Origin of the sequence: Azospirillum sp. TSH64 (assembly GCF_003116035.1) — a bacterium.
Taxonomy (GTDB): domain Bacteria; phylum Pseudomonadota; class Alphaproteobacteria; order Azospirillales; family Azospirillaceae; genus Azospirillum.
Map to the genome: position 1 here is coordinate 2780405 of NZ_LGQW01000015.1, position 19909 is coordinate 2800313.

General features: G+C 66.7%; 17 protein-coding genes and 1 tRNA gene. 9 read left to right on the top strand and 9 right to left on the bottom strand.

Annotation, left to right across the window (positions count from 1 at the left end; all coding sequences use genetic code 11):
* The first annotated feature begins 18 nt into the window (after positions 1-18).
* Together phbB and TSH64_RS14150 are read left to right on the top strand one after the other, a co-directional pair.
* Entirely contained in the window at positions 19-741 is a 723-nt protein-coding gene (gene phbB / locus TSH64_RS14145) for an acetoacetyl-CoA reductase (protein ID WP_063635164.1), read from the top strand.
* A 195-nt stretch (positions 742-936) separates the two neighbouring features.
* On the top strand, positions 937-2451 hold the full coding sequence (locus TSH64_RS14150; protein ID WP_109445763.1) for a UbiD family decarboxylase: 1515 nt from the start codon (positions 937-939) through the stop codon (positions 2449-2451).
* Between the two features lie 42 nt (positions 2452-2493).
* On the opposite strand, the gene TSH64_RS14155 is transcribed toward TSH64_RS14150, so the two are convergent.
* From TSH64_RS14155 to TSH64_RS14175, 5 genes are all read right to left on the bottom strand, one after another.
* A complete protein-coding gene (locus tag TSH64_RS14155; protein WP_109445765.1) occupies positions 2494-2892 on the bottom strand; it encodes a DUF971 domain-containing protein in 399 nt (132 codons plus the stop codon).
* On the bottom strand, positions 2889-3119 hold the full coding sequence (locus TSH64_RS14160) for a Trm112 family protein (protein WP_109445767.1): 231 nt from the start codon (positions 3117-3119) through the stop codon (positions 2889-2891). Before TSH64_RS14160 ends, TSH64_RS14155 begins: the two co-directional genes overlap by 4 nt.
* A gap of 27 nt (positions 3120-3146) precedes the next feature.
* The gene (locus TSH64_RS14165; RefSeq protein ID WP_109445769.1) at positions 3147-3815 is read right to left on the bottom strand and encodes an LON peptidase substrate-binding domain-containing protein; all 669 of its coding nucleotides are present in this window, start codon (positions 3813-3815) and stop codon (positions 3147-3149) included.
* Between the two features lie 58 nt (positions 3816-3873).
* Entirely contained in the window at positions 3874-4827 is a 954-nt protein-coding gene (locus TSH64_RS14170; protein WP_109445771.1) for a co-chaperone YbbN, read from the bottom strand.
* Positions 4828-5011: 184 nt separating this feature from the next.
* Entirely contained in the window at positions 5012-5572 is a 561-nt protein-coding gene (locus tag TSH64_RS14175) for a prolyl-tRNA synthetase associated domain-containing protein (protein WP_109445773.1), read from the bottom strand.
* 161 nt (positions 5573-5733) lie between these two features.
* Here TSH64_RS14175 and TSH64_RS14180 point away from each other — a divergent pair.
* From TSH64_RS14180 to TSH64_RS14195, 4 genes are all read left to right on the top strand, one after another.
* Positions 5734-5808: transfer RNA gene (locus TSH64_RS14180), tRNA-Gly, on the top strand.
* A gap of 830 nt (positions 5809-6638) precedes the next feature.
* Positions 6639-7307, top strand: coding sequence for a dimethylmenaquinone methyltransferase (locus tag TSH64_RS14185; protein ID WP_109445775.1), 669 nt, complete (start codon positions 6639-6641; stop codon positions 7305-7307).
* An 82-nt stretch (positions 7308-7389) separates the two neighbouring features.
* On the top strand, positions 7390-8334 hold the full coding sequence (locus TSH64_RS14190) for an AEC family transporter (RefSeq protein WP_109445777.1): 945 nt from the start codon (positions 7390-7392) through the stop codon (positions 8332-8334).
* A gap of 623 nt (positions 8335-8957) precedes the next feature.
* A complete protein-coding gene (locus tag TSH64_RS14195) occupies positions 8958-10655 on the top strand; it encodes a methyl-accepting chemotaxis protein (protein WP_109445780.1) in 1698 nt (565 codons plus the stop codon).
* A 98-nt stretch (positions 10656-10753) separates the two neighbouring features.
* Here TSH64_RS14195 and TSH64_RS14200 read toward each other — a convergent pair whose 3' ends face one another.
* Both TSH64_RS14200 and TSH64_RS14205 read right to left on the bottom strand, forming a co-directional pair.
* Entirely contained in the window at positions 10754-11419 is a 666-nt protein-coding gene (locus TSH64_RS14200) for an elongation factor P hydroxylase (protein WP_109445782.1), read from the bottom strand.
* Positions 11420-11579: 160 nt separating this feature from the next.
* Complete coding sequence (locus tag TSH64_RS14205; protein WP_109445784.1) at positions 11580-13589, bottom strand: methyl-accepting chemotaxis protein; 2010 nt, start codon at positions 13587-13589, stop codon at positions 11580-11582.
* A gap of 411 nt (positions 13590-14000) precedes the next feature.
* Here TSH64_RS14205 and TSH64_RS14210 point away from each other — a divergent pair, with 411 nt between their 5' ends.
* The 3 genes from TSH64_RS14210 (at position 14001) to TSH64_RS14220 (ending at position 18291) form a co-directional block, all read left to right on the top strand.
* Positions 14001-15122 carry a glycosyltransferase family 2 protein gene (locus TSH64_RS14210; RefSeq protein WP_109445786.1) on the top strand — a complete coding sequence of 374 codons (1122 nt, stop codon included), beginning with the start codon at positions 14001-14003 and terminating at the stop codon, positions 15120-15122.
* Positions 15119-16861: a glycosyltransferase family 39 protein gene (locus TSH64_RS14215; RefSeq protein ID WP_109445788.1), complete on the top strand. Its 1743-nt coding sequence runs from the start codon at positions 15119-15121 to the stop codon at positions 16859-16861. The genes TSH64_RS14210 and TSH64_RS14215 overlap by 4 nt, the downstream gene beginning before the upstream one ends.
* 182 nt (positions 16862-17043) lie before the next feature.
* Positions 17044-18291 carry a serine hydrolase gene (locus tag TSH64_RS14220; protein ID WP_109445790.1) on the top strand — a complete coding sequence of 416 codons (1248 nt, stop codon included), beginning with the start codon at positions 17044-17046 and terminating at the stop codon, positions 18289-18291.
* A gap of 27 nt (positions 18292-18318) precedes the next feature.
* Here TSH64_RS14220 and TSH64_RS14225 read toward each other — a convergent pair whose 3' ends face one another.
* Both TSH64_RS14225 and TSH64_RS14230 read right to left on the bottom strand, forming a co-directional pair.
* The gene (locus TSH64_RS14225; protein WP_109445792.1) at positions 18319-18729 is read right to left on the bottom strand and encodes a nuclear transport factor 2 family protein; all 411 of its coding nucleotides are present in this window, start codon (positions 18727-18729) and stop codon (positions 18319-18321) included.
* 154 nt (positions 18730-18883) lie between these two features.
* Positions 18884-19888 (bottom strand): hypothetical protein, encoded by a 1005-nt coding sequence (locus tag TSH64_RS14230; protein WP_247872936.1) that lies wholly within the window; start codon positions 19886-19888, stop codon positions 18884-18886.
* Positions 19889-19909: the final 21 nt, after the last annotated feature.

Genomic DNA, 19909 nt, shown 5'->3' on the forward strand with positions numbered 1-19909 from the left:
AATCTGGGGAGAAGAACTATGGCTCGTGTTGCAGTCGTCACTGGTGGCACCCGCGGCATCGGCGAGGCGGTTGCCGTCGCCCTGAAGAATGCCGGCTACAAGGTCGCCGCCAACTATGCCGGCAACGATCAGGCGGCCGAGGAATTCACCGCCCGCACCGGCATCCCGACCTACAAGTTCGACGTCGCGGACTTCGACGCCTGCAAGAAGGGGATCGCCGCGATCGAGTCCGACCTGGGCCCGGTCGACGTGCTCATCAACAACGCCGGCATCACCCGTGACGGCGTGATGCACCGCATGACCTACGATCAGTGGGAGAAGGTGATCCACACCAATCTCTCCTCCTGCTTCAACATGTGCCGCAACGTCATCGACGGCATGCGCGAGCGTGGGTTCGGCCGCATCGTCAACATCGGCTCGGTCAACGGCCAGGCCGGCCAGTACGGTCAGGTCAACTACGCCGCGGCGAAGTCCGGCATCCACGGCTTCACCAAGGCGCTGGCGCAGGAAAGCGCTGCCAAGGGCATCACCGTCAACGCCATCGCGCCGGGCTACATCGACACCGACATGGTGCGCGCGGTGCCGGCCAACGTGCTGGAGAAGATCGTCGCCCGCATCCCGGTCGGCCGTCTCGGCCGTGCGTCGGAGATCGCCAAGGCCGTGCTGTACCTCGTCGACGACGACAACGGCTTCATGACCGGCTCGACCCTGTCGGTCAACGGCGGCCAGCACATGTACTGATCCCGGACCGGGTCTCGCACCCTGGTTCATGAGGTTTGACGAAGCCCCTTTCCCGCCCCTGTCCGGACCCCTGGTCCACCCGGGGTGGGGAAGGGGTTTTGTTTTTGCATTAGCCTCCACCGCACTTGACGGACCGGCCGCCGAGTTGAAGGTTATCGTCCGTTTCGGACGCACCACCACATTGGACACCCTGCGATGCCCTACACCTCGTTGCGCGACTTCATCGACCGGCTGGAGAAGGCGGGGCGGCTGGTGGTGGTGAAGGAGCCGGTGTCCAGCGTGCTGGAGATGACCGAGATTCAAACCCGCCTGCTGGCCGAGAACGGCCCGGCGGTGCTGTTCGAGAATGTCATCAAGGCCGACGGCACGCGTTCGGAGATGCCGGTGCTGGTCAACCTGTTCGGCACGGTCGAGCGGGTCGCCTGGGGCATGGACCGCGAGCCGCACCAGCTGCGCGCGGTCGGCGAGACGCTGGCCTTCCTCAAGCAGCCGGAACCGCCGGGCGGCTTCCGCGAGGCGCTGGAGCTGATCCCGCTCGCCAAGACCGTGCTGTCGATGAAGCCGAAGACGGTCGGATCGGCCCCTTGCCAGGAGGTGGTGCTGACCGGCGACGACATCGACCTCGGCCGCCTGCCGGTGCAGAGCTGCTGGCCGGGCGAGCCGGCGCCGCTGATCACCTGGCCGCTGGTGGTCACCAAGGGGCCGACGGGGAAGCGGGAGGACGACTTCAACCTCGGCATCTACCGCATGCAGGTGCTGGGGAAGAACAAGACCATCATGCGCTGGCTAAAGCACCGCGGCGGCGCCCAGCACCATCACCGCTGGGCCGCCAGCGGCAAGCGCGAGCCGCTGCCCTGCGCCGTCGTGCTGGGGGCCGATCCCGGCACCATCCTGGCCGCGGTGACGCCGGTGCCCGACACCCTGTCGGAATACCAGTTCGCCGGCCTGCTGCGCGGCAAGAAGGTAGAGCTGGTGGAGTGCAAGACGGTGCCGTTGAAGGTGCCGGCCCAGGCGGAGATCGTCCTGGAAGGCCATGTCAGCTTGGACGAGTATGCCGACGAGGGGCCGTACGGCGACCACACCGGCTATTACAATTCGGTCGAGCCCTTCCCGGTCTTCACCGTCACCGCCATGACGATGCGGCGCAAGCCGATCTACCTGTCCACCTTCACCGGCCGGCCGCCCGACGAGCCGTCGGTGCTTGGCGAGGCGCTGAATGAGGTGTTCATCCCGCTGCTGATCCAGCAATTCCCGGAAATCGTCGATTTCTGGCTGCCGCCGGAGGGCTGCTCCTACCGCATCGCGGTGGTCAGCATGAAGAAGGCCTATCCCGGCCATGCCAAGCGGGTGATGATGGGCGTCTGGTCCTTCCTGCGCCAGTTCATGTACACGAAGTGGGTGATCGTCGTGGACGACGACATCGACGCGCGGAACTGGAAGGACGTGATGTGGGCGATCTCCACCCGCATGGATCCGGCCCGCGACATCACGGTGATCGAAGGCACGCCCATCGACTATCTCGACTTCGCCAGCCCGGAATCGGGGCTGGGCGGCAAGGTCGGCCTCGACGCCACCAACAAATGGCCGCCGGAAACCAAGCGCGAGTGGGGCGAGAAGCTGCACATGACCGAGGAGGTCGTCGACGCGGTCAGCCGGAAATGGGACCTGTACGGACTGCCGGGCAGCGGGAAGCCAATCTGGAAGAAATGAGCGGGCCACCCTCTCCCGGCCAGGGTCGGGAGAGGGAGTCCATCAGCGCCGCGGGTCGCGGCTCAGGCCCTTGGACTGCAACTCTTCAAGATACTCGGCCCACAGGGCTTCCTGTTCGGTGCCGATCTCGTAGAGATATTTCCAGGTGAAGATGCCGCTGTCGTGCAGGTCGTCGAAGACGATGCGGATGGCATAGTTGCCGACCTGCTCCAGCCGCATGATGCCGACATGGCGGCGACCGGCCACCGTCTGCTTCTGGCTGGGGTTGTGGCCCTGCACCTCGGCGGAGGGGCTGACGACGCGCAGGAACTCCGCCGGGTAGGAGAAGGTCCGGCCGTCGTCGAAATCGACCTCCAGCCGCTTTTCCTCCTTCTTCAGGCGGATCTCGGTCGGCCAGTGGACCGTGCCGAACCCGTCTCCTGTCTCGGCCCCTGCACTCATCGCGCCGCCCCCGCCTTGTCCAGGCTGCGGGCCTCGTCGATCAGCATGATCGGGATGCCGTCGCGAATCGGATAGGCCAGACCGGCACGCTCGCTGACCAGCTCCGCACGCTCGGCGTCATAGCGCAGCGGACCCTTGGTCAGCGGGCAGACCAGGATCTCCAGCAGCTTCGGATCGACGCGGGCGTTGGTTTTCGCTTCGCTGCTCTTGTCCTCGGGCGTCGCCATGTCGTGTCTCGTGGTGATTGGAAGGAATCAATGCTTGGGCGGCGGACCGTCCCCGTCATGGCTGTCGAGAATGGCCATCTCGACCAGCCCGATCAAGAGCTTCCCACGGTCCGCCAGGGTCGGCGCCTCCAGCAGCGCCTGTTTTTCACCAGGCGTGAAGGGACAGATCATCGCCAGCGAGTTGACCAGCCGTTCGTCCAGCGTCGATTCGATGGATTTCCAGTCGACCGACAGGCCCTGGACGCGGAAATAGGTCTTCAGGGCGCCGAGCAGCCGGGTGCGGTCGATGTCGCCGCAGGACTCGGGTTCCAGGTCGGCGCGGAAGGGGCGCCAGTCGGGCACGACCCGCCGATAGCCGCGCGCACCTTCCACCTCCCGCCCGATCTCGAACCGGGCGACCCCGGTCAGGGTGATGAGACACCGGCCGTCGTCGGTCTCGGAGAAGCTGGTGATGCGGCCGGCGCAGCCGCAGGAATAGACGGCCGGCTCGCGTTCCCGCCCGGCGGGGTCGAGGGGCTGGATCATGCCGATCATGCGGCCGCTGCCCAGCGCATCCTCGACCATGGCGAGATAGCGGGGCTCGAAGATGTTCAGCGGCAGCCGCGCCCGCGGCAGCAGCAGGACGCCGGCCAGCGGGAAGATCGGCATCATCGCCGGCAATTGGCTGAACTCGGGGTCGAAGGGGTTTCTGGTCATGCCAATCAGATAGAACCCCTTCGCCGGTGGAACAGCCGTCCTTTTTTCGGAAAAAGCGTCAGCTGAACATCATGGTCGACAGGCGGCGGCGGGTCTTCACCGTCAGCGGGTCGGTCTGGCCGAACGCCTCGAAGAACTTCACCAGCTGCTTGCGGGCGCCGTCGTCGTTCCAGGTCCGGTCGCGCTTGAAGATCTCCAGCAGCTCGTCCACCGCCGCTTCGCGCTTGCCGGCGGCGAACAGCGCCATGGCGAGGTCGAAGCGCGAGGCATGGTCGTTCGGGTCGTGGGCGACCTTCTCCATCAGCTCCGGGATCGGGCCGGCGTTGGCAGCCTGTTCCGCCACGTCGAGAGCGGCGCGGACATTGGCCAGCTCCTTGTCCTTGGCGATGGCTTCCGGGGCCTGGGCCAGCATCTGCTTGGCATTCTCCAGGTCGCCGGCGGCGATCAGGCAGCGGACGATGCCGGCATAGGCCTGGGCATTCTCCGGCTCAGCCTGCAGGATCTGGCTGTAGAGGTCGAGCGCGCCCTGAAGGTCGCCGCCTTCCAGCATCTCCTTGGCCTGGGCGAAGGCCTCCTCCAGCATGTCGTCGCCGCCGACACCGGCCTGCTTGGCCAGCGCCACCAGCTTGTCGACGAAGGCCTTCACCTGCGATTCAGGCACGGCGCCCATGAAGCCATCGACCGGGCGCCCCTGGAAGAAGGCATAGACCGCCGGGATCGACTGCACGCGCAGCTGCGAGGCGATCATCGGGTTGGCGTCGGTGTCGATCTTCACCAGACGGACCGCGCCCTTGGCGGCGCGCACCACCTTCTCGATGATCGGGCCCAACTGCTTGCAGGGGCCGCACCAGGGCGCCCAGAAATCGACGATCACCGGGACATCGCGCGAGGCCTCGATCACGTCGACCATGAAGGCGCGGTCAGTGCTGTCCTTGACGATCTCAGCGGCACCGGGGGCGGCACCGGCAGGAGCGGCGGGCTTGGAGCCATTGGCGGGGGGCATGGAGAACATGGCGTGTTTCGGTCCCGTTGGTGATGCCTGGCCCATTAGGACATCCCGGTGGGCCATGGAGTTGCCGATCCGGCCGGCCCGGATCCTCATCGTTGGCGACATATGTGAGCGCGCAGGGCGGCTCAAGCAAGCATTGCGTGGGCAGGCATTGTGTGGACAGGCGCTTCGGAGAGGCGCCGGCCCGTCACTCCTGCGTGCGGCCGAACTCGACGATCGCCGGTTCGTGACCGCAGGCGCGGATGAACCGCATCAGATCGTCCCGCCGGATCGCGGTGGTGCGGTCGTTCAGCAGCGGGTGATAGTTCAGCAGGTCATGCTCCATCATCGCCTGCTGCAGGACCACGCGCACCTTCTGTCCGGTGTCGTTGACCAGGGAGAAGGGCGTGACCGATCCCGGCCGGATGCCGAGGAAGCGCCAGAGCCGCTCCGCCGAGGCGAAGGACAGCCGCGCCGACCCGATGGCCTTGTCCAGCCGGTTCAGGTCGATTTTTGCGTCCTCCAGCGCCACCACCAGCCAATGCTGGTCCTTCTTGTCCTTCAGGAACAGGTTCTTGCAATGGCCGCCGGGCAGGGCGCCACGCAGGGCCTTGCTCTCCTCCACCGTGTGCAGTGGCGGGTGGCTGTGCGTGGTCGCCTGGATGCCCAGCGCGTCGAGCCGCGCCAGCAGTTGATCCGGCGAGGTCGGCAGCGGCGCGTCCCCATCGGGAAGGGAGGCGTCCGGACGGGAGGTCGATGCGGTGTCCATGACAGACCTTGTACCGGGTGCGCGGAAAATCGTCCAGCCGGTGAAAAAATCTGAAACAACGCGCTTGCATTGCGTCGGCCGATGAGTATAGTCCGCCGCACACCGCCGGACGGCAGCGACAACGGTCTGAACCGATGAAACGCCGGACGATGGAATGGAGCGCGGGCGTAGCTCAGGGGTAGAGCACAACCTTGCCAAGGTTGGGGTCGAGGGTTCGAATCCCTTCGCCCGCTCCAATTTCCTCCAGACTTCAAGCTGGAGTATGCGATTTCAAAAGGCCGGACCTTCGGGTGCCGGCCTTTCGCATTTTCTCCCCCCTGTTTTCAGTCCATCCGGACTTGCCGGCTTGCGGTCCACAAGCCCTCCGTGGGGGGATGATCGCCCATGGGATCGCTGACCGGCGGGATCGACGATCCATCTCATTCTTTCAGCTTTCAATTGCGGCAAGTCAAAGCCCGATCATCATACAATTGTAGGCGGCTGGTCGGAGTGAAACAGCGTGATGTTCCTCCCATTCCGGCCAAAGGCCGTCCAGCATGGCCGCAGTTGTGCCCGTTGTCTGTGACCGTTGTGATTTCCCATTGATTTCTCGTTCAGGCTGTACACCGTGTTTGCGTAACCCGAAAGGGGATGCAAAAGTTCCTACGACCTATTTACAGATTGTCAACCTCCTTGCGTATGACCGCATGGGAAGGTACACTTCAAAATCTAAATAAATAGCGTCTAAGGCTCCGGGGGTTGTAACGAACGAAGACACTCTGCGGAAAATCGGGTCAAAATTCAGAAACATTCCCGTGAAAGGATGCTCCGGCCATTTGCCTTCGCCCGGCCGGCACCGCTTCACCACCGTGGTTCCGACAGGAATTCGGCGCAGGAATTCGGGATGGCTGAAAGCACCGTTCGGCTCCGCCCCCGCCCCACCTCCGTCCAACCTCGCCGGACTCGAGAGACGGTCCCTCACCGGGGGCCTCTCCCGACCTCCGCCTCTCCGGACTTCGACCCCGACCTCCCGACCCGGATGCGAAGCCCGGATACCAAGACCCAGATACCAGGAAAGGAAACCGTCATGGCTATGCAGCGCTATCTCGTCGACTATCCCCGGCTGTCCACCGATGCCCTCGCCAAATGGTCGTCGGTTCCCAGCAGTGTCGCCTCCGACGCGATGAACCGGTGTCAGAGCATGGATTCGCGGATCAAGCCGATGGTCCCCGGTATGCGCATCTGCGGTCAGGCCCGCACCGTCGTCACCATGCCCGGCGACAACAGCATGGTTCACCACGCCGTCAGCCTGGCGGAACCGGGTGACGTGGTGGTGGTGGCCGGCGGCGGCCTGGACGACGTGGCGCTGGCCGGCGAATGGGTGGTGCGCTGCTGCAAGCGGCGTGCGCTGGGCGGTCTGGTTGTCGACGGTTCTGTCCGCGACCTGCACGAGATCCGCGGGCTGGGCCTGCCGGTCTTCGCCAAGGGTGCCGTGGCCCGCGGCCCGCACAAGAATTTCGGCGGCAAGATGGACGTCATTGCGGCCATCGGCGGCGTGCCGGTCAATCCCGGCGACCTGATCCTGGGTGACGAGGATGGCGTGGTGGTGGTGCCGCTGGCCTTCGCCGACGCCGCCCTGACCCAGAGCCTCGCCCTGCTGGAGCGCGAGCGCAGATGGACCGAGCAGATCGAGGCCGGCGCCACCCTGGTGGACGTGCTGGGCGTCCCGCCGCTGGAGATCGTTCCCGCCGACTGAGCGGAACCGTGTAAAGGAAAGCCCCCGCATCGTCGGCCGTACTGCCGGCCGCTGCCGACCCCGCCCCCATGGTGCCGAGTCCATGTCGCTGATTTTCCAGATCGTCCTGCCGATGTTCGGCCTGATCGCCCTTGGCTTCTGGGCGGCGCGCTACCGTGGCTTCAGCACTGCGATGGTCCAGGGGCTTTCCCGTTTCCTCGGCATCTATGCGCTGCCGGCGCTGCTGTTCTCCAACATGGCGCGGGCGGACATCCCGGACCCGCTGGAATGGGCGGTGCTGGGCTCCTTCTACATCGCGGCGGTCGCGGTCTTCCTGGTCGGCGGGCTGTGGATGCGGATGGCCGGCCGGCGGGAGCAGATCGCTCCCATCGGCCTTGCCAGTTCCTTTTCCAACATCGCGCTGTTGGGATCGCCGATCATCATGGAAGCCTATGGGCCGACCGTGGCGGTGCCGGTGATGCTGCTGATCGTCTTCCAATCGCCCCTGCTGTTCACCTCGGCCACCATGCTGGCGGAAACCCAGCGATCGGCGCGCAACGGTCGGACCGGGCGGCCGGTGAAGGCGACGCTGGACGCCGCCAAGGCGACGTTGACCAGCCCGCTGGTGGTGTCGGTCATTTTGGGGCTGGCCGCCAATCTGATCCATCTGGCGATCCCGCCCATGGTGATGAAGAGCTTCACCATGATGGCGCAGACGGTTCTTCCCTGTGCCTGTTTCACGCTGGGGGCGTCGCTGGCGCTCAGCCCGGCCTCGGGCGCGGTGCTGCCGGCCACCGTGGTGGCGCTGTTGAAGACCGGCTTGCACCCGCTGCTGACCTGGCTGCTGGCCACCCAGGTCTTCGACCTGCCGCCACTGTGGGTCGCCCCGGCCGTGACCGCCGCGGCCTTGCCCATCGGCATCAACGCCTATGTTTTCGCGGAGCGCTACAATGCCGGGCGCGAGGTGGTGTCGATGTCTCTGCTGATCTCAACCCTGCTGTCGCCGGTGTCGATCTCCATTGCCTTCATGGTGTCGTCCGCAGGATGACGCCGGACCGGAACGACCCACGGGTATTGCCGAAGAAATTTCAAATACGCTGAATTTACTTGATGGGTCCGTCGATCCATCCGAAGGGGGCGGCGGCGTGTTCCACGCCGCATGCGGCAGTGTGGCCGCTGTTACCGCCATTGATGGGAGAGAAAAATCCTGTTAGCCTCTAATTGTATGAATTTCTAAGCATCATGATATCGGCAAGGCTGTGTCTTGATCTTCCAGAACACGGAATATGATAAGCCAACGGTTCGGCGGCGGGAACTGGCCGGCATAGTTCCGGATAACAATAAATCCGCCTCTTCTGTCGCATATCATAGTATGCTCAAGACTCTGAACGCTTCAGAACCGAAGAAAATTGATGGCAATTGTGTCATATCAAAGACTCGCATAAAAATAAGCGCGTTAATCATTGCAAAAGATTTTCCGGGTGAGATGGCGCAGCGATGGCCGTGCCGGCGGGCAGGCCGCCTCGATGCCATTCCCGGAACCGGCGCGGGAGTCCGTCCCCGCAGGCTTTCATCGACCGGAGCGGCGTCGCGCGGCCGCCGCACGTTCCTCCGCCCCAATGCCATACCGGATCGTTCGCGCCACGGACAGCCGGCCGACGCAGGTGCCCCATGACCCTCCTCAACAACTTCCACATCCCCGTCAAGATGGCCATTCCGGCGACGACGGCGATCATCGGCATGCTGGTGATCGCGCTGCTCGGCTGGTCGGCGATCACCCAGCAGTCGACGCTGCTCGACGCCCTGTTCAACCGTTCCTTCACGCGGGAAGCGGAAATCCAGGGGCTGACCGACACCCTGACGGTGGCCCACGCCGGCATGTACCGGACGGTGATCCTCAGCAGCGCGAACGCCTCGCCGAAGGCGGTGGAAGAGGAGATGAAGGCCCTCAGCAACCAGCTCGGCAAGCTGAAGGGCCAGTCGGAGGCGCTGAAGGGCGCCACCGCCGACACCGACGAGGAGGCGAAGTTCTTCGAGCGGTTCGGTGCCGACGCCGCCACCTATCTGGCGAAGGTGGGCAGCTTCCTCGACCTGCTGAAGATGGGCGTCGATCCGCTGGACTTCCTGCAGGAGGTCCAGGCCGCCTATACGCGATTGCAGGGAACCAGCCGCGACTATCTGACCTACAAGCGCAAGGTGTCGACCGACGCCTACGCCGAGGTCAACGCATCGGTCGACAACACCACCCAGGCCTTCATGGCGGTGGCCGCGGCGGTGCTGCTGGTGACGGTCGGCGTCGCGCTGTTCATTGGCATGAACATCGCCCGCCCGATCGTGCGCCTGACCGACGTGATGGAGCGGCTGGCCCGCGGCAACCTGGAGGCGGACATCCCCGCTGCGGAGCGCGGCGACGAGATCGGCCAGATGGCCCGCACGGTTCAGGTCTTCAAGGAAAACGCCGTCCGCGTGCAGGAACTCTCGCGGGAGCAGGAGGCGATGCGCCTGCGCAACGAGCAGGAGCGGCGGCAGGCGATGACGGCGCTCGCCAACGACCTGGAGGCATCGGTCAAGGCGATGATGGGCGAGGTGGTGCGGTCGGCGACGTCGATGCGCAACGAAGCCAACTCGATGCTCGACAACGCCAAGCAGACCAGCCACCACAGCGACAGCGTCGCCCATTCGGTGCAGGAGGCGACCAGCGAGGTCGAAAGCGTCGCGGCCGGTGCCGAACAGCTCCGCGCCTCCATCGACGAGATCACCCGCTCCATCAGCCAGTCGGCGCTGCTCGCCCGCGGCGCGGTGGATGAGGCCGGCCGCACCGACAGCATCGTCCAGGGGCTGAGCGAAGCCAGCCGCAAGATCGAGGAGGTCGTCGGCCTCATCCAGTCCATTGCCGGCCAGACCAACCTGCTGGCGCTGAACGCCACCATCGAGGCGGCGCGCGCCGGCGAGGCGGGCAAGGGTTTCGCCGTGGTCGCCCAGGAGGTGAAGAGCCTCGCCAACCAGACCGCCAAGGCGACCGAGGAGATCGGTGCTGAAATCGCCGCGGTCCAGGCCGCGACCCATGCGGCGGTCGGCGCCATCCGCGCCATCGTCGGCACCATCCGTCAGGTCGACGAGTCCCTCGGCACCGTCGCCGCCGCGGTGGAGGAGCAGGACGCCGCCACCCGCGACATCAGCGCCCGGTCCCAGCGCGCCGCCGTCGACACCATGGCGGTGATGCAGGAGATGCGTCTGGTCCAGCAAGCCGCCGAAACCACCGGCCATTCCGCCGGATCGGTGCAGAACACGACCGAGGAACTGTCGCGCAGCTTCAACCGCCTCGACCATGAGATCGAAGCCTTCATCACCCGCATCACCGCGGCGTGATGGTGGGGGTGTGGCGGTGAGGTAAACGAAAAACGCCCTCTCCCGCATTGTGTGGGAGAGGGCGTTTTTCGGTCCAGCTGCCAGCCTTTTCGGAGACGTCAGACGCTCTCCAGCACCTTCTTGCGCGCATCTGCCCACGCGCGTGCCGTCGTCGGCCGGCCGTCGGCGTCTATCAGGCCGTGGGCGAACAGTTCCTCGGCATGGCGGATGAAGAAGGCGGCGGTGCTCGACCGCTCCCAATGCTCCATCCAGTTCTGCTCCAGGAAAGCCAGAATCCCTGGCTGGCCCAGTTCGACCTCCCACAGCACGCCGAGCAGAGACGTCTGCTGCTCCTCATGCATGCAGTCCTCGAAGCACAGGCGCTTGTCGGCGCGCGCCTCCTTGCGGGCAGTGGTCTCCGGGCCCGGACCCAGGCCGTAATCGATCAGCGTCCGCCGTTCCGGCGCCGCGCACAGCCAGTGCGCCACCTCATGCACGATCACCGTTGCTTCGACATCGGTGCGGATCACCTTGCCGTCCCACATGAAGGAGCGGCTGGGCGGCTCGTCCAGCGTGTCGATGCCATGGGCATGGGCCAGCCGCACCGCATCCGCCCGGTGGGCCGGCGTGTCGACGCCACCGCCCGGCTCGGCGTCCGGCCGCACGGGCCAGGTCGCGGCGATCCGGCGGAAGGCGGCGCGCGCTTGCGCATGGCCGTCCAGATGGGCGTCGAAGGCCGCGATGGCCTTCGGCATGTCGTCGATGGCGATGGGGGTCAGGATCATGAGGCCTATGTGCCCAAGGGGGCGTCCCGGCGCAAGGGGAATGTAACCGTGCAGAGCAGCAGGGCTGCCCGGCAAGACAATGGCGCCGGCAAGTCCCGGTCTTTTCGGGGCCTGCCGGCGCCATAACTGTCATGGTGCCGCTTGGAACGGTTGCGGTTTCTTACGCTGCGCGCATGTCGGACAGGAAGCGCGACACGAAGCCGCGCAGGTCGGTCGCCTCATGGTTCAGCCCGTCGGCGGCGGTCAGCACCTCGCGCGAGGCATCGCCGGTGGAGGCTGCGGCCTCCGACACGCCGGCGATGTTGCCGGACACCTGCTGCGTGCCGCGCGCCGCCTGCTGGACGTTGCGGCTGATCTCCTTGGTGGCGGCACCCTGTTCCTCCACCGCGGCGGCGATGGTGGTGGAGATGTGGTTGATCTCGGCGATCACCCGGCCGATCTCGGCGATGGCGCCTGCCGCCTGCCGGCTGATGTCCTGGATGCCGGCGATCTGGCTGCCGATCTCCTCGGTCGCCTTGGCGGTCTGGCTGGCGAGGCTCTTCACCTCCGACGCCACCACGGCGAAGCCCTTGCCGGCCTCGCCGGCGCGGGCCGCCTCGATGGTGGCGTTCAGTGCCAGCAGGTTGGTCTGGCTGGCGATGTCTGTGATCAACTGCACCACCTCGCCGATGCGCTGGGCGGCATCGACAAGCCCGCGGACGGTGCCGTCGGTCTTCTCGGCGGTGGCGACCGCCTGTCCGGCGATCCGGGTGCTTTCCGCCACCTGCCGGCCGATCTCAGCGATGGATGCCGTCAACTCCTCCGTTGCCGCGGCCACCGTCTCCACATTGCCGGTCGCCTCATGCGAGGCATTGGCAACCGCATCGGCCTGCCGGGTGGTCTGCTCCGCGGTTGCCGACATGGTTTGGGCGGTCGCCTGCAACTGCGTTGCCGCCGCCGACACCCGGCCCAGCGCCTGCAACACCAGCCGGTCGAACTCCTGGGTCAGCCGGTCGATGCGCTCGCCGCGGCTGCGCTGGGCCTCGTGGTCGGTGCGCTGGGCCTCGGCCAGCCGGTCGCTGTCGATCAGGCTGTCCTTGAAGACCTGCAGCGCCTTGGCCATGCCGCCGATCTCGTCGGCGCGCTGCAGGCCGGGAATGTCGACGCTGCGGTCGCCGCTGGCCAAGCGGGTCATGCGGTCGGTCATCGCCACCACCGGCCGCGACAGCCCGCGGCCGATCAGCAGTGCCGTCGCCAGCCCCAGCACCACCGCGATCAGCGAGGCAACCGTCATCCCGCCCCGCGCCTTGTCGATGAAGGCGCCGGTCGCCATGCCCAGGCTCTTCTGGGCGTCGACGCTCGCCACGGTCAGTTGCTCCGCCTCCTTGGCGATGGAGTCGCCGACGGGGATCAGCACCTCGTTGACCAGCCGGTCACGCTCGGTTGTCGCCTTGACCACGCCGTTGAAGCCGGTGATGTAGACGCGCAGCATGGCGGTGTAGGACATCGCCATCTTGCGGCGGTCCATGTCGGTCAGCTTCGCCATCATCGCACCGCCACGGCTGGCGGCGTCGGTGAACTGGGACCGGGTCTGGCTGGCCAGCGCCGGAGAGCCGTCGACGCTGTAGCGCGTCGCCGAAATCCGGGCCGACAGCATGTGGCGCAACGCCATGCCTGCCAAATAGGCAGCGTCGGTGTCACCCCCGGTGCTGGCGCTGTCCATGATGTTGTCCAGCGCGCTTTCCAGCCGCGGGCCGATCTCGTCCAGTTCGGAGATGGCCTTGCTGCGCTGGGCCTGGAAATCCATCGTGGCGGCGAAGGCCTCCTGATACTGGGCGATCTCCTGCGCCATATGGTCGGCGGTCTGCAACAGGGCAGGGTCGGTGACCAAAGCACGGGTCTTGTCGATGGTCTGCGCCGCCTCCTGCGCCGTGCGCCGGACGGTCGCGCCGACCTCCGGATCGCCGGTCAGCAGGAAGCGGGTGGCCTGCTGGCGCATCTCCAGCATCAGGGCCTGGATGCGCCCCAGTTCGTTGGTCTGCTGGCCGAGCCGCCGGTAGGTGTCCACCGCGCCGCCGGCCTCCGACAGGGCCGCCACGCCTATGCCGCCGATCAGCACCAGGAACACCAGAATACCGGCGCTGGCCGCCGTGATCTTCGTTCCTACGGAAAAGCGATTGAAAAGGCTCATGGCCGGGGCCTCCATCGGCACGGGGGTGCTGCGCGGAACCTTAAAAGGTCAGCAATTGCGACCTGTTCCAAAAAGCCGGTTTCAGGAAACATGCCACATGCCCCGGTATGGACCGGCCTTGCGCGCCGGTAACCAAAGAGACCCATGAATGACCTAGGGGAAAGCAGTCGTTCCACATCGTTGGAATAAACCGCAACGCCGGATGTTTGCCTGTTTCGTTGGACTGCGGGTGGTGGGCGTCCGGACGCTTTCACGGGCGAACAGTCCATTTTTTGTGCCGCGGCGGTCACAGGAGAGGCATTTTGAACATCCCCCCGTATCGTGATATATGCCAAAGGGCGCAGCGGCCGTCCGGGGTCGTCGCCGATCCCCCATCTCCCGGTCCCTGACGCTTTGATCCGACGGCTGGCCATGTCCATTCCCGACGCGCCCCTTTCCGCGGCTTCCCCGGATGCCCGCACCGTTCCCGCCCGTCCTGCGGCCAGCCGCCCCCCGGCGGACCGATACGGCCGTCCACGGCGCGGCTGCCTGTCGGTCGTCATTCCCTTCTACAACGAGGGCCCCAACATCGACGCCCTGTTCGCCCGGCTGGTGCCGGTGCTGGACGGGCTCGGAATGGATTGGGAGGTGGTGTGCGTCAACGACGGCAGCCGCGACGACACCGTCGACCGGCTGCTGGACGTCCATGACCGCGAGCCCCGGGTGAAGGTCGTCGACCTGTCGCGCAATTTCGGCAAGGAACTAGCGCTCTCCGCCGGGCTCAGCCACACCACCGGCGACGCCATCGTGCCGATGGATGCCGATCTGCAGCATCCGCCGGAACTGCTGCCGGCCTTCATCGCCAAGTGGCGCGAGGGGTTCGACGTGGTGGTCGCGGTGCGCCATGCCCGTGTCGGGCAGAGCCTGAAGCACCGGCTGTTCGCCCGCCTGTTCTACTGGGTCTTCGACCATCTGTCGGAGATCAAGCTGCCGCGCGAGGTCGGCGATTTCCGCCTGATGGACCGCCGCGTCGTCGAGGTCATCAACCGGATGCCGGAGCGCACGCGCTTCATGAAGGGCATTTTCGCCTGGGTCGGTTTCCGTCAGGCCGCGATCCCCTACGAGCAGGGCGAGCGTGCCGGAGGAGACACCAAATGGGGCTTCGTCAAGCTGCTGCGCCTGTCCTTCGACGGGCTGACGGCCTTCTCCACCTTCCCGCTGCGGGTTTGGAGTCTGGTCGGCATGGCTATGTCCGGCGTTGCCTTCGTCTATATCCTGATCCGGCTGATCCGCACGCTGATCCATGGCATCGACGTGCCCGGCTATGAGTCGCTGCTGGTCGCCGTGCTGTTCCTGGGCGGACTCCAACTGATCACCCTGGGCATCATCGGCGACTATCTGGGCCGCGTCTTCGCCGAGGTGAAGGGGCGTCCGCTGTTCATCGTCCGCTCCGCCCACGGCTTCGGTCCGGCGGACGGCCGGCACGAGCATGATCTGGACCCTGTCGGCGAAAGCTTCGGCGACGGAACAGCGGGGCAGGAGCCGCGCCGATGAGCATCGAGTCCCGTCTGCACACCGGCGACGCTGAGGATGCCGGTGGCGCTTCCCGCCGTCCGCGTCCAGCTAGCGCCGCACCCTCCACCGCCACGGCGGCCGGCCGCGCGCTGCCGCGTGGCGAGGCGGCCTTGTGGGACGGACTGTCGCGCGCGCTTCTTCTGGGCGTGCTGATCCTGGCGGCGCTGACCTTCCTCAGCTACGGCATCAGCACCGACGAGGAGGTGCAGCACATCTACGGCAAGAAGCTGCTCTCCTATTACCTCAGCGGCTTTCAGGACCGGTCAGCCTTCCATTTCAAGGATCTGGCCTATTACGGTGGGCTGTTCGACCTCGTCACCGCGGTGATCGTGCCCTTCTCCCCCTTCGAGGAGTATGAGACGCGGCACCTGCTCTGCGCGCTGGTCGGCGTGCTGGGCATTGCCGGAACCTGGCGTTACACCCGGCTGCTGGCCGGTCCCCGCGCCGGCTTCATCGCGGCGGCCCTGCTGTCGCTGAGCGGCGTCTATTACGGCGCCATGTTCAACAACACCAAGGACGTGCCTTTTGCGGCCGGCATGGTGTGGACGCTCTATTTCGCCACCCGCATCCTGAAGCAGATGCCGCGTCCCAGCCGGAGCGCCGTGCTGAAGTTCGGGCTGGTGCTGGGCATGACGCTGGCGATCCGCGTCGGTGCGGTGCTGGCCGGCTTCTATCTGGCGGTCGCCATGGCGCTGCATTTCGCGCTGGTCACCCGGCAGGAGGGGCACCGCTGGGCGCTGGCCGATGCGCGGCGCGCCTTCCTGTCCCTGTGGCCGGCAATCCCGGTCGCCTACGCCATCATGGCGGTGTTCTGGCCCTGGGTGGTGCAGCGGCCGTTCCGCAACCCGCTGGAGGCGCTGCGTGTCGTCTCCCACTTCCCGATCGACATCCAGACGCTGTTCATGGGCGAGCTGGTCCACTCGAACGACCCGCCCGCCCTGTATCTGCCGGTCTATCTGGCGGTGAAGCTGCCGGAAGCGGTGGTGATCGGTGTCGGGGCCGCGGTCATCATGGCGGCGGTGTGGCTGGCCCGCGGCGGCTGGCGGCGCGCCGGTGCCTTCACCGTGGTCCGCTACACCCCGCTGGTGCTGGCGGGCTTCCTGCCGATCCTGCTGTTCGTGCTGATGCGGCCGTCGGTCTACAACGGCATCCGCCATTTCCTGTTCCTGGCGCCGCCTTTCGTGGTGATGGCCGCGATCGCCGCCGACCGGCTGTGGACGCTGTCGCAGCACGGCGGCCGGGCGCTGGGGCAGGGGTTCGCCGCCGCGATGACCGTGGTCGCCGTGGTGTACGCTTGGCAGCTGGGCGCCATGCATCCGAACCAGTACGTCTATTACAACCATTTCGTCGGGGGCGTACGCGGCGCCGACGGCAAGTTTGAGCTGGATTACTGGGGCAATTCCCTGCACGAGGCATTGCAGGAGCTTATCGAGTATGTCGAGCGCGAGAATGACGGCCATGCCCCGCCGCGGCAGTACACGCTGACCGTCTGCGGCAACACGCTGGCGGTGCGGTTCGAGCTGCCGCCCTGGCTGCGCCTGGTGAACGGGATCGAGCCGGATTGGCGCAAGGCGGACTTCTTCCTGGCCTTCACCCAGGTGAAGCGGTGCCCGTCGCTGCTGGACGGCCATCCGATCCTGGAGATCGCCGCCGACGACGTGCCGCTGTCGGTGGTCAAGGACCGCCGTCCGCCAAGGGCCGAAATCCCCACCGAATAGGCGCTGACGGAAAACCGGCGCCAGCCTGCCAAGCCTGACCTGATGGGCGGTGGCGGAGCGGCTGGGGAGTACCCCGGCGGCTCCCGTCCCGTCTTTCGCCGCATCGCCCTTCGCGGACCTGTCCGCCGGCCGTACGTCTGCCCACTCTCCAGCCTCGCGATTGGGACGGGGCGGAGGTGTGCATGCGGCGCGGACTGCTACACGGGCTGCGGCACGGATTGCTCTGGGGCGCTTTGTGCCTGCTGCTGTGGAGCGTTCCGCTCGGTCCGACCGGGGCCATCGGGCTGGACCGGGCTCCGGACCCGTTGGTCGATGCGGTCACCCGTGCGGTGGAGGAGCGGCAGCCGGCGGTCGGAACCGGCAGCCTGGTGGTCGGCGTCATCCGCGACGGCCGGACGCTGGTGGTCGGGCGTGGCGATGCCGGGCGCCCCGATGGCGGGCCGGCCGACGGGCGTACCCTGTTCCAGATCGCGTCGCTGACCAAGCCCTTCACCGGCACCATTATGGCGGACCTGATGCGGGAGGGCCGGATCGACCCCGCCGACCCGCTCCAGCGCCATCTGCGCCGGGTCGGCGCGGTCCCGGTCTCCCATGTGCCGGACTATGACGGCCGTCCGATCCGGCTGCGCGATCTTGCCACCCACACCGCCGGCCTGCCGAACGTGCCGGAAACCTCCCGCTTCTCCTGGAGCCGGCTGGAGGACCCGCGCAATCCCTACAAACCGCTGTCGCGGGGCGAGCTGGCGCTGTGGCTGTCCGATTACCGGCTGCCGGTGCCGCCGGGCTTGCGTTTCAGCTATTCCAATGCCGGCATGTCGGTGCTGGGCGAGGCGCTGGCGGCCGCCGCCGGCCAGCCTTACGAGACCTTGCTGAAACGGGTGGTGACCGACCGCTTCGGGCTGCGCGACACCACCTTGCACCCGACGGCGGAGCAGCGGATGCGCAAGGCGGCTGGCCATGCCCGCGGCCGGACCGTGCCGGATTGGGAGGCGCCGGCGATGCTGCCTGCCTTCGGCCTCTATTCCTCGGCCGACGATCTGCTGCGCTGGCTCTCCGCCAATCTCGGCGATTGCCCAGGCGCTGCCGCCGTTGGGCCGGACGGTCACGGCTGTGCGCCGCCGGTGGCAGCCACCCTGGCGCTGGCGCAGTCGGTGCAGGTCGATGGCCGGTCGTTGGCCGACCCCGGCAGCCTGGGAAGCGGAGCGATGGCGCTCGGATGGTTCGTCGCCTGGGCCACGGACGGCACGCCGATCCATTGGCATTCCGGCTCCACCGGCGGCTTCAACGCCTACATCGCCTTCTCGAAGGCGCATCGCTGGGGCGTTGTGGCCCTGACCAACAGCGATCCCGATCAGGTCACCGCTGACCATGTGGTGATCGACCTCGTCCGCCGGTTGGAAGCGCGGCCGGAGGTGGCGAGTCTACCCTGAGGCCCGGTCGTGCAGCCGCGGTACGGTTCAGTGCAGGCGCCGCAGCGGCTTGACCGGGATTTCGACATCGGCGCGGGCCGGAGCGATGGGACCAGCCTGATGATGGGCGAGACGCCAGTTGCCGTTTTCGCGGGCGAACAGGTTGGTGGCCGCCAGGACGGCATCGCCCAGCGTTTCCTCGCAGACCACCAGTGCGGTGTTGCCGTGCAGGGTGACCCGCTCGTTCCGAGCCGCCACCGTAATGCCGCTGGGTGTGCGCAGAACGTCGCGCCAGCTTGTCAGCACGGCGTCGCGCCCGAACAGGGCGGTCCAGCCGGGATGGATGCAGGAGATGGGCAGCGTTTCCGCCCAGAGGGCTTCCATCGCGGCGGCGTCGCGGTTGGTGAAGGCCCTGTAGAAGGCTTGGTTCAGGGCCAGCAGCGTGTCGCGGTCGGTCATGTCTTCATCCGGGCGATGGTTCCGGGAGATCGGACGGCGCCCGGCCCAGCGGGCCCGGCACCGCGACCGCTTGTAAAGAAGCCATCACTCATGGGCAAGCGCCGGTCCGGACGGATCCGGGCCGGCGCTGTGACAATGAACGCATCGGACCGGCTCAGGCAGTCAGATCGACGCCCTGCGACTTTGCAGGAGTCGAGGCCGACCCGCTGGCCGCCGCTCCGGCCGCCGCCGTGGCGGCCTTGCCGGCCGACAGCCCGGCGATCGGATTGGACAGGTCGAGCGTCAGTTTGGTGACGCCGTCCTTCGACGTGGTCGGCTTCAGCACCGCCAGCCCCTTCATCCCGTCACCGCCGCCGCCTTTGGCGGCCATGTCGTTCAGCTTGCCGAGAATGTCCTTGATCTCATCCTCGCTGAAGCCTTCCGACCGCACGATCATGCCGGTCGACTTGCCGGTGGCGGTGGTGGTCATGCCGGTGGCGCTCAGTGCCATGTCGCCGCCCTTGCCCAGCGAGGCCTGCAGGCGCTGGTCGTCGCGGCGGAAGTCCAGGGTCGATTTCGCGAAGGAGATCTTGACGCTGCGGTCGCCGTCTTGGATTTCCAGGTCGATTCCGTGCGACTCGATCGACCATTGGGACTGGGTGGCCTGCATGTCCACCGACAGGTCGCTGAGATTCATGCCGTCCAGCTTGGATTTCAGCCCGTCGCCGAAGCCCTTCACGGCATCGTCGATCCGGTTCTGCGGAACGCCGAGCGCGCTCAGCGTGTCGCCGAGACCCTGTTTCAGGGCGTCAATGCCCTTGCCGAACATGCCGGCCAAACCCTTGCCATGATCCAGTGCCGACTGCATCAGCGACTGGGCCTGCTTGGCACGGTCCACGCCGCTGCCGGACGCCAGGGCGCTCCCGCCGCCCGCTGCCCCGCCCGCGGCCTGGGCGCCGCTCTTGCCGGTCATGCTGTCCAGCAGCGATTCCATCGACTGGCTGATGGTGTAGGCCGGCGACTGGGACTTCTTGTCCGCCTTGTCGCCGTCCACTGTTTTCGCGTCCGATTTGGCCAGCGCGTCCTTCACCGTGCCGGCCGTCTTTGACGAGCCGTTCTGCACAGCCGTGGACAGCACCGACGGTTTGCCGTTCGGGCCGCTGAGCTCCGTGTAGTACATGGATGCCCCCGCATCGCGTTG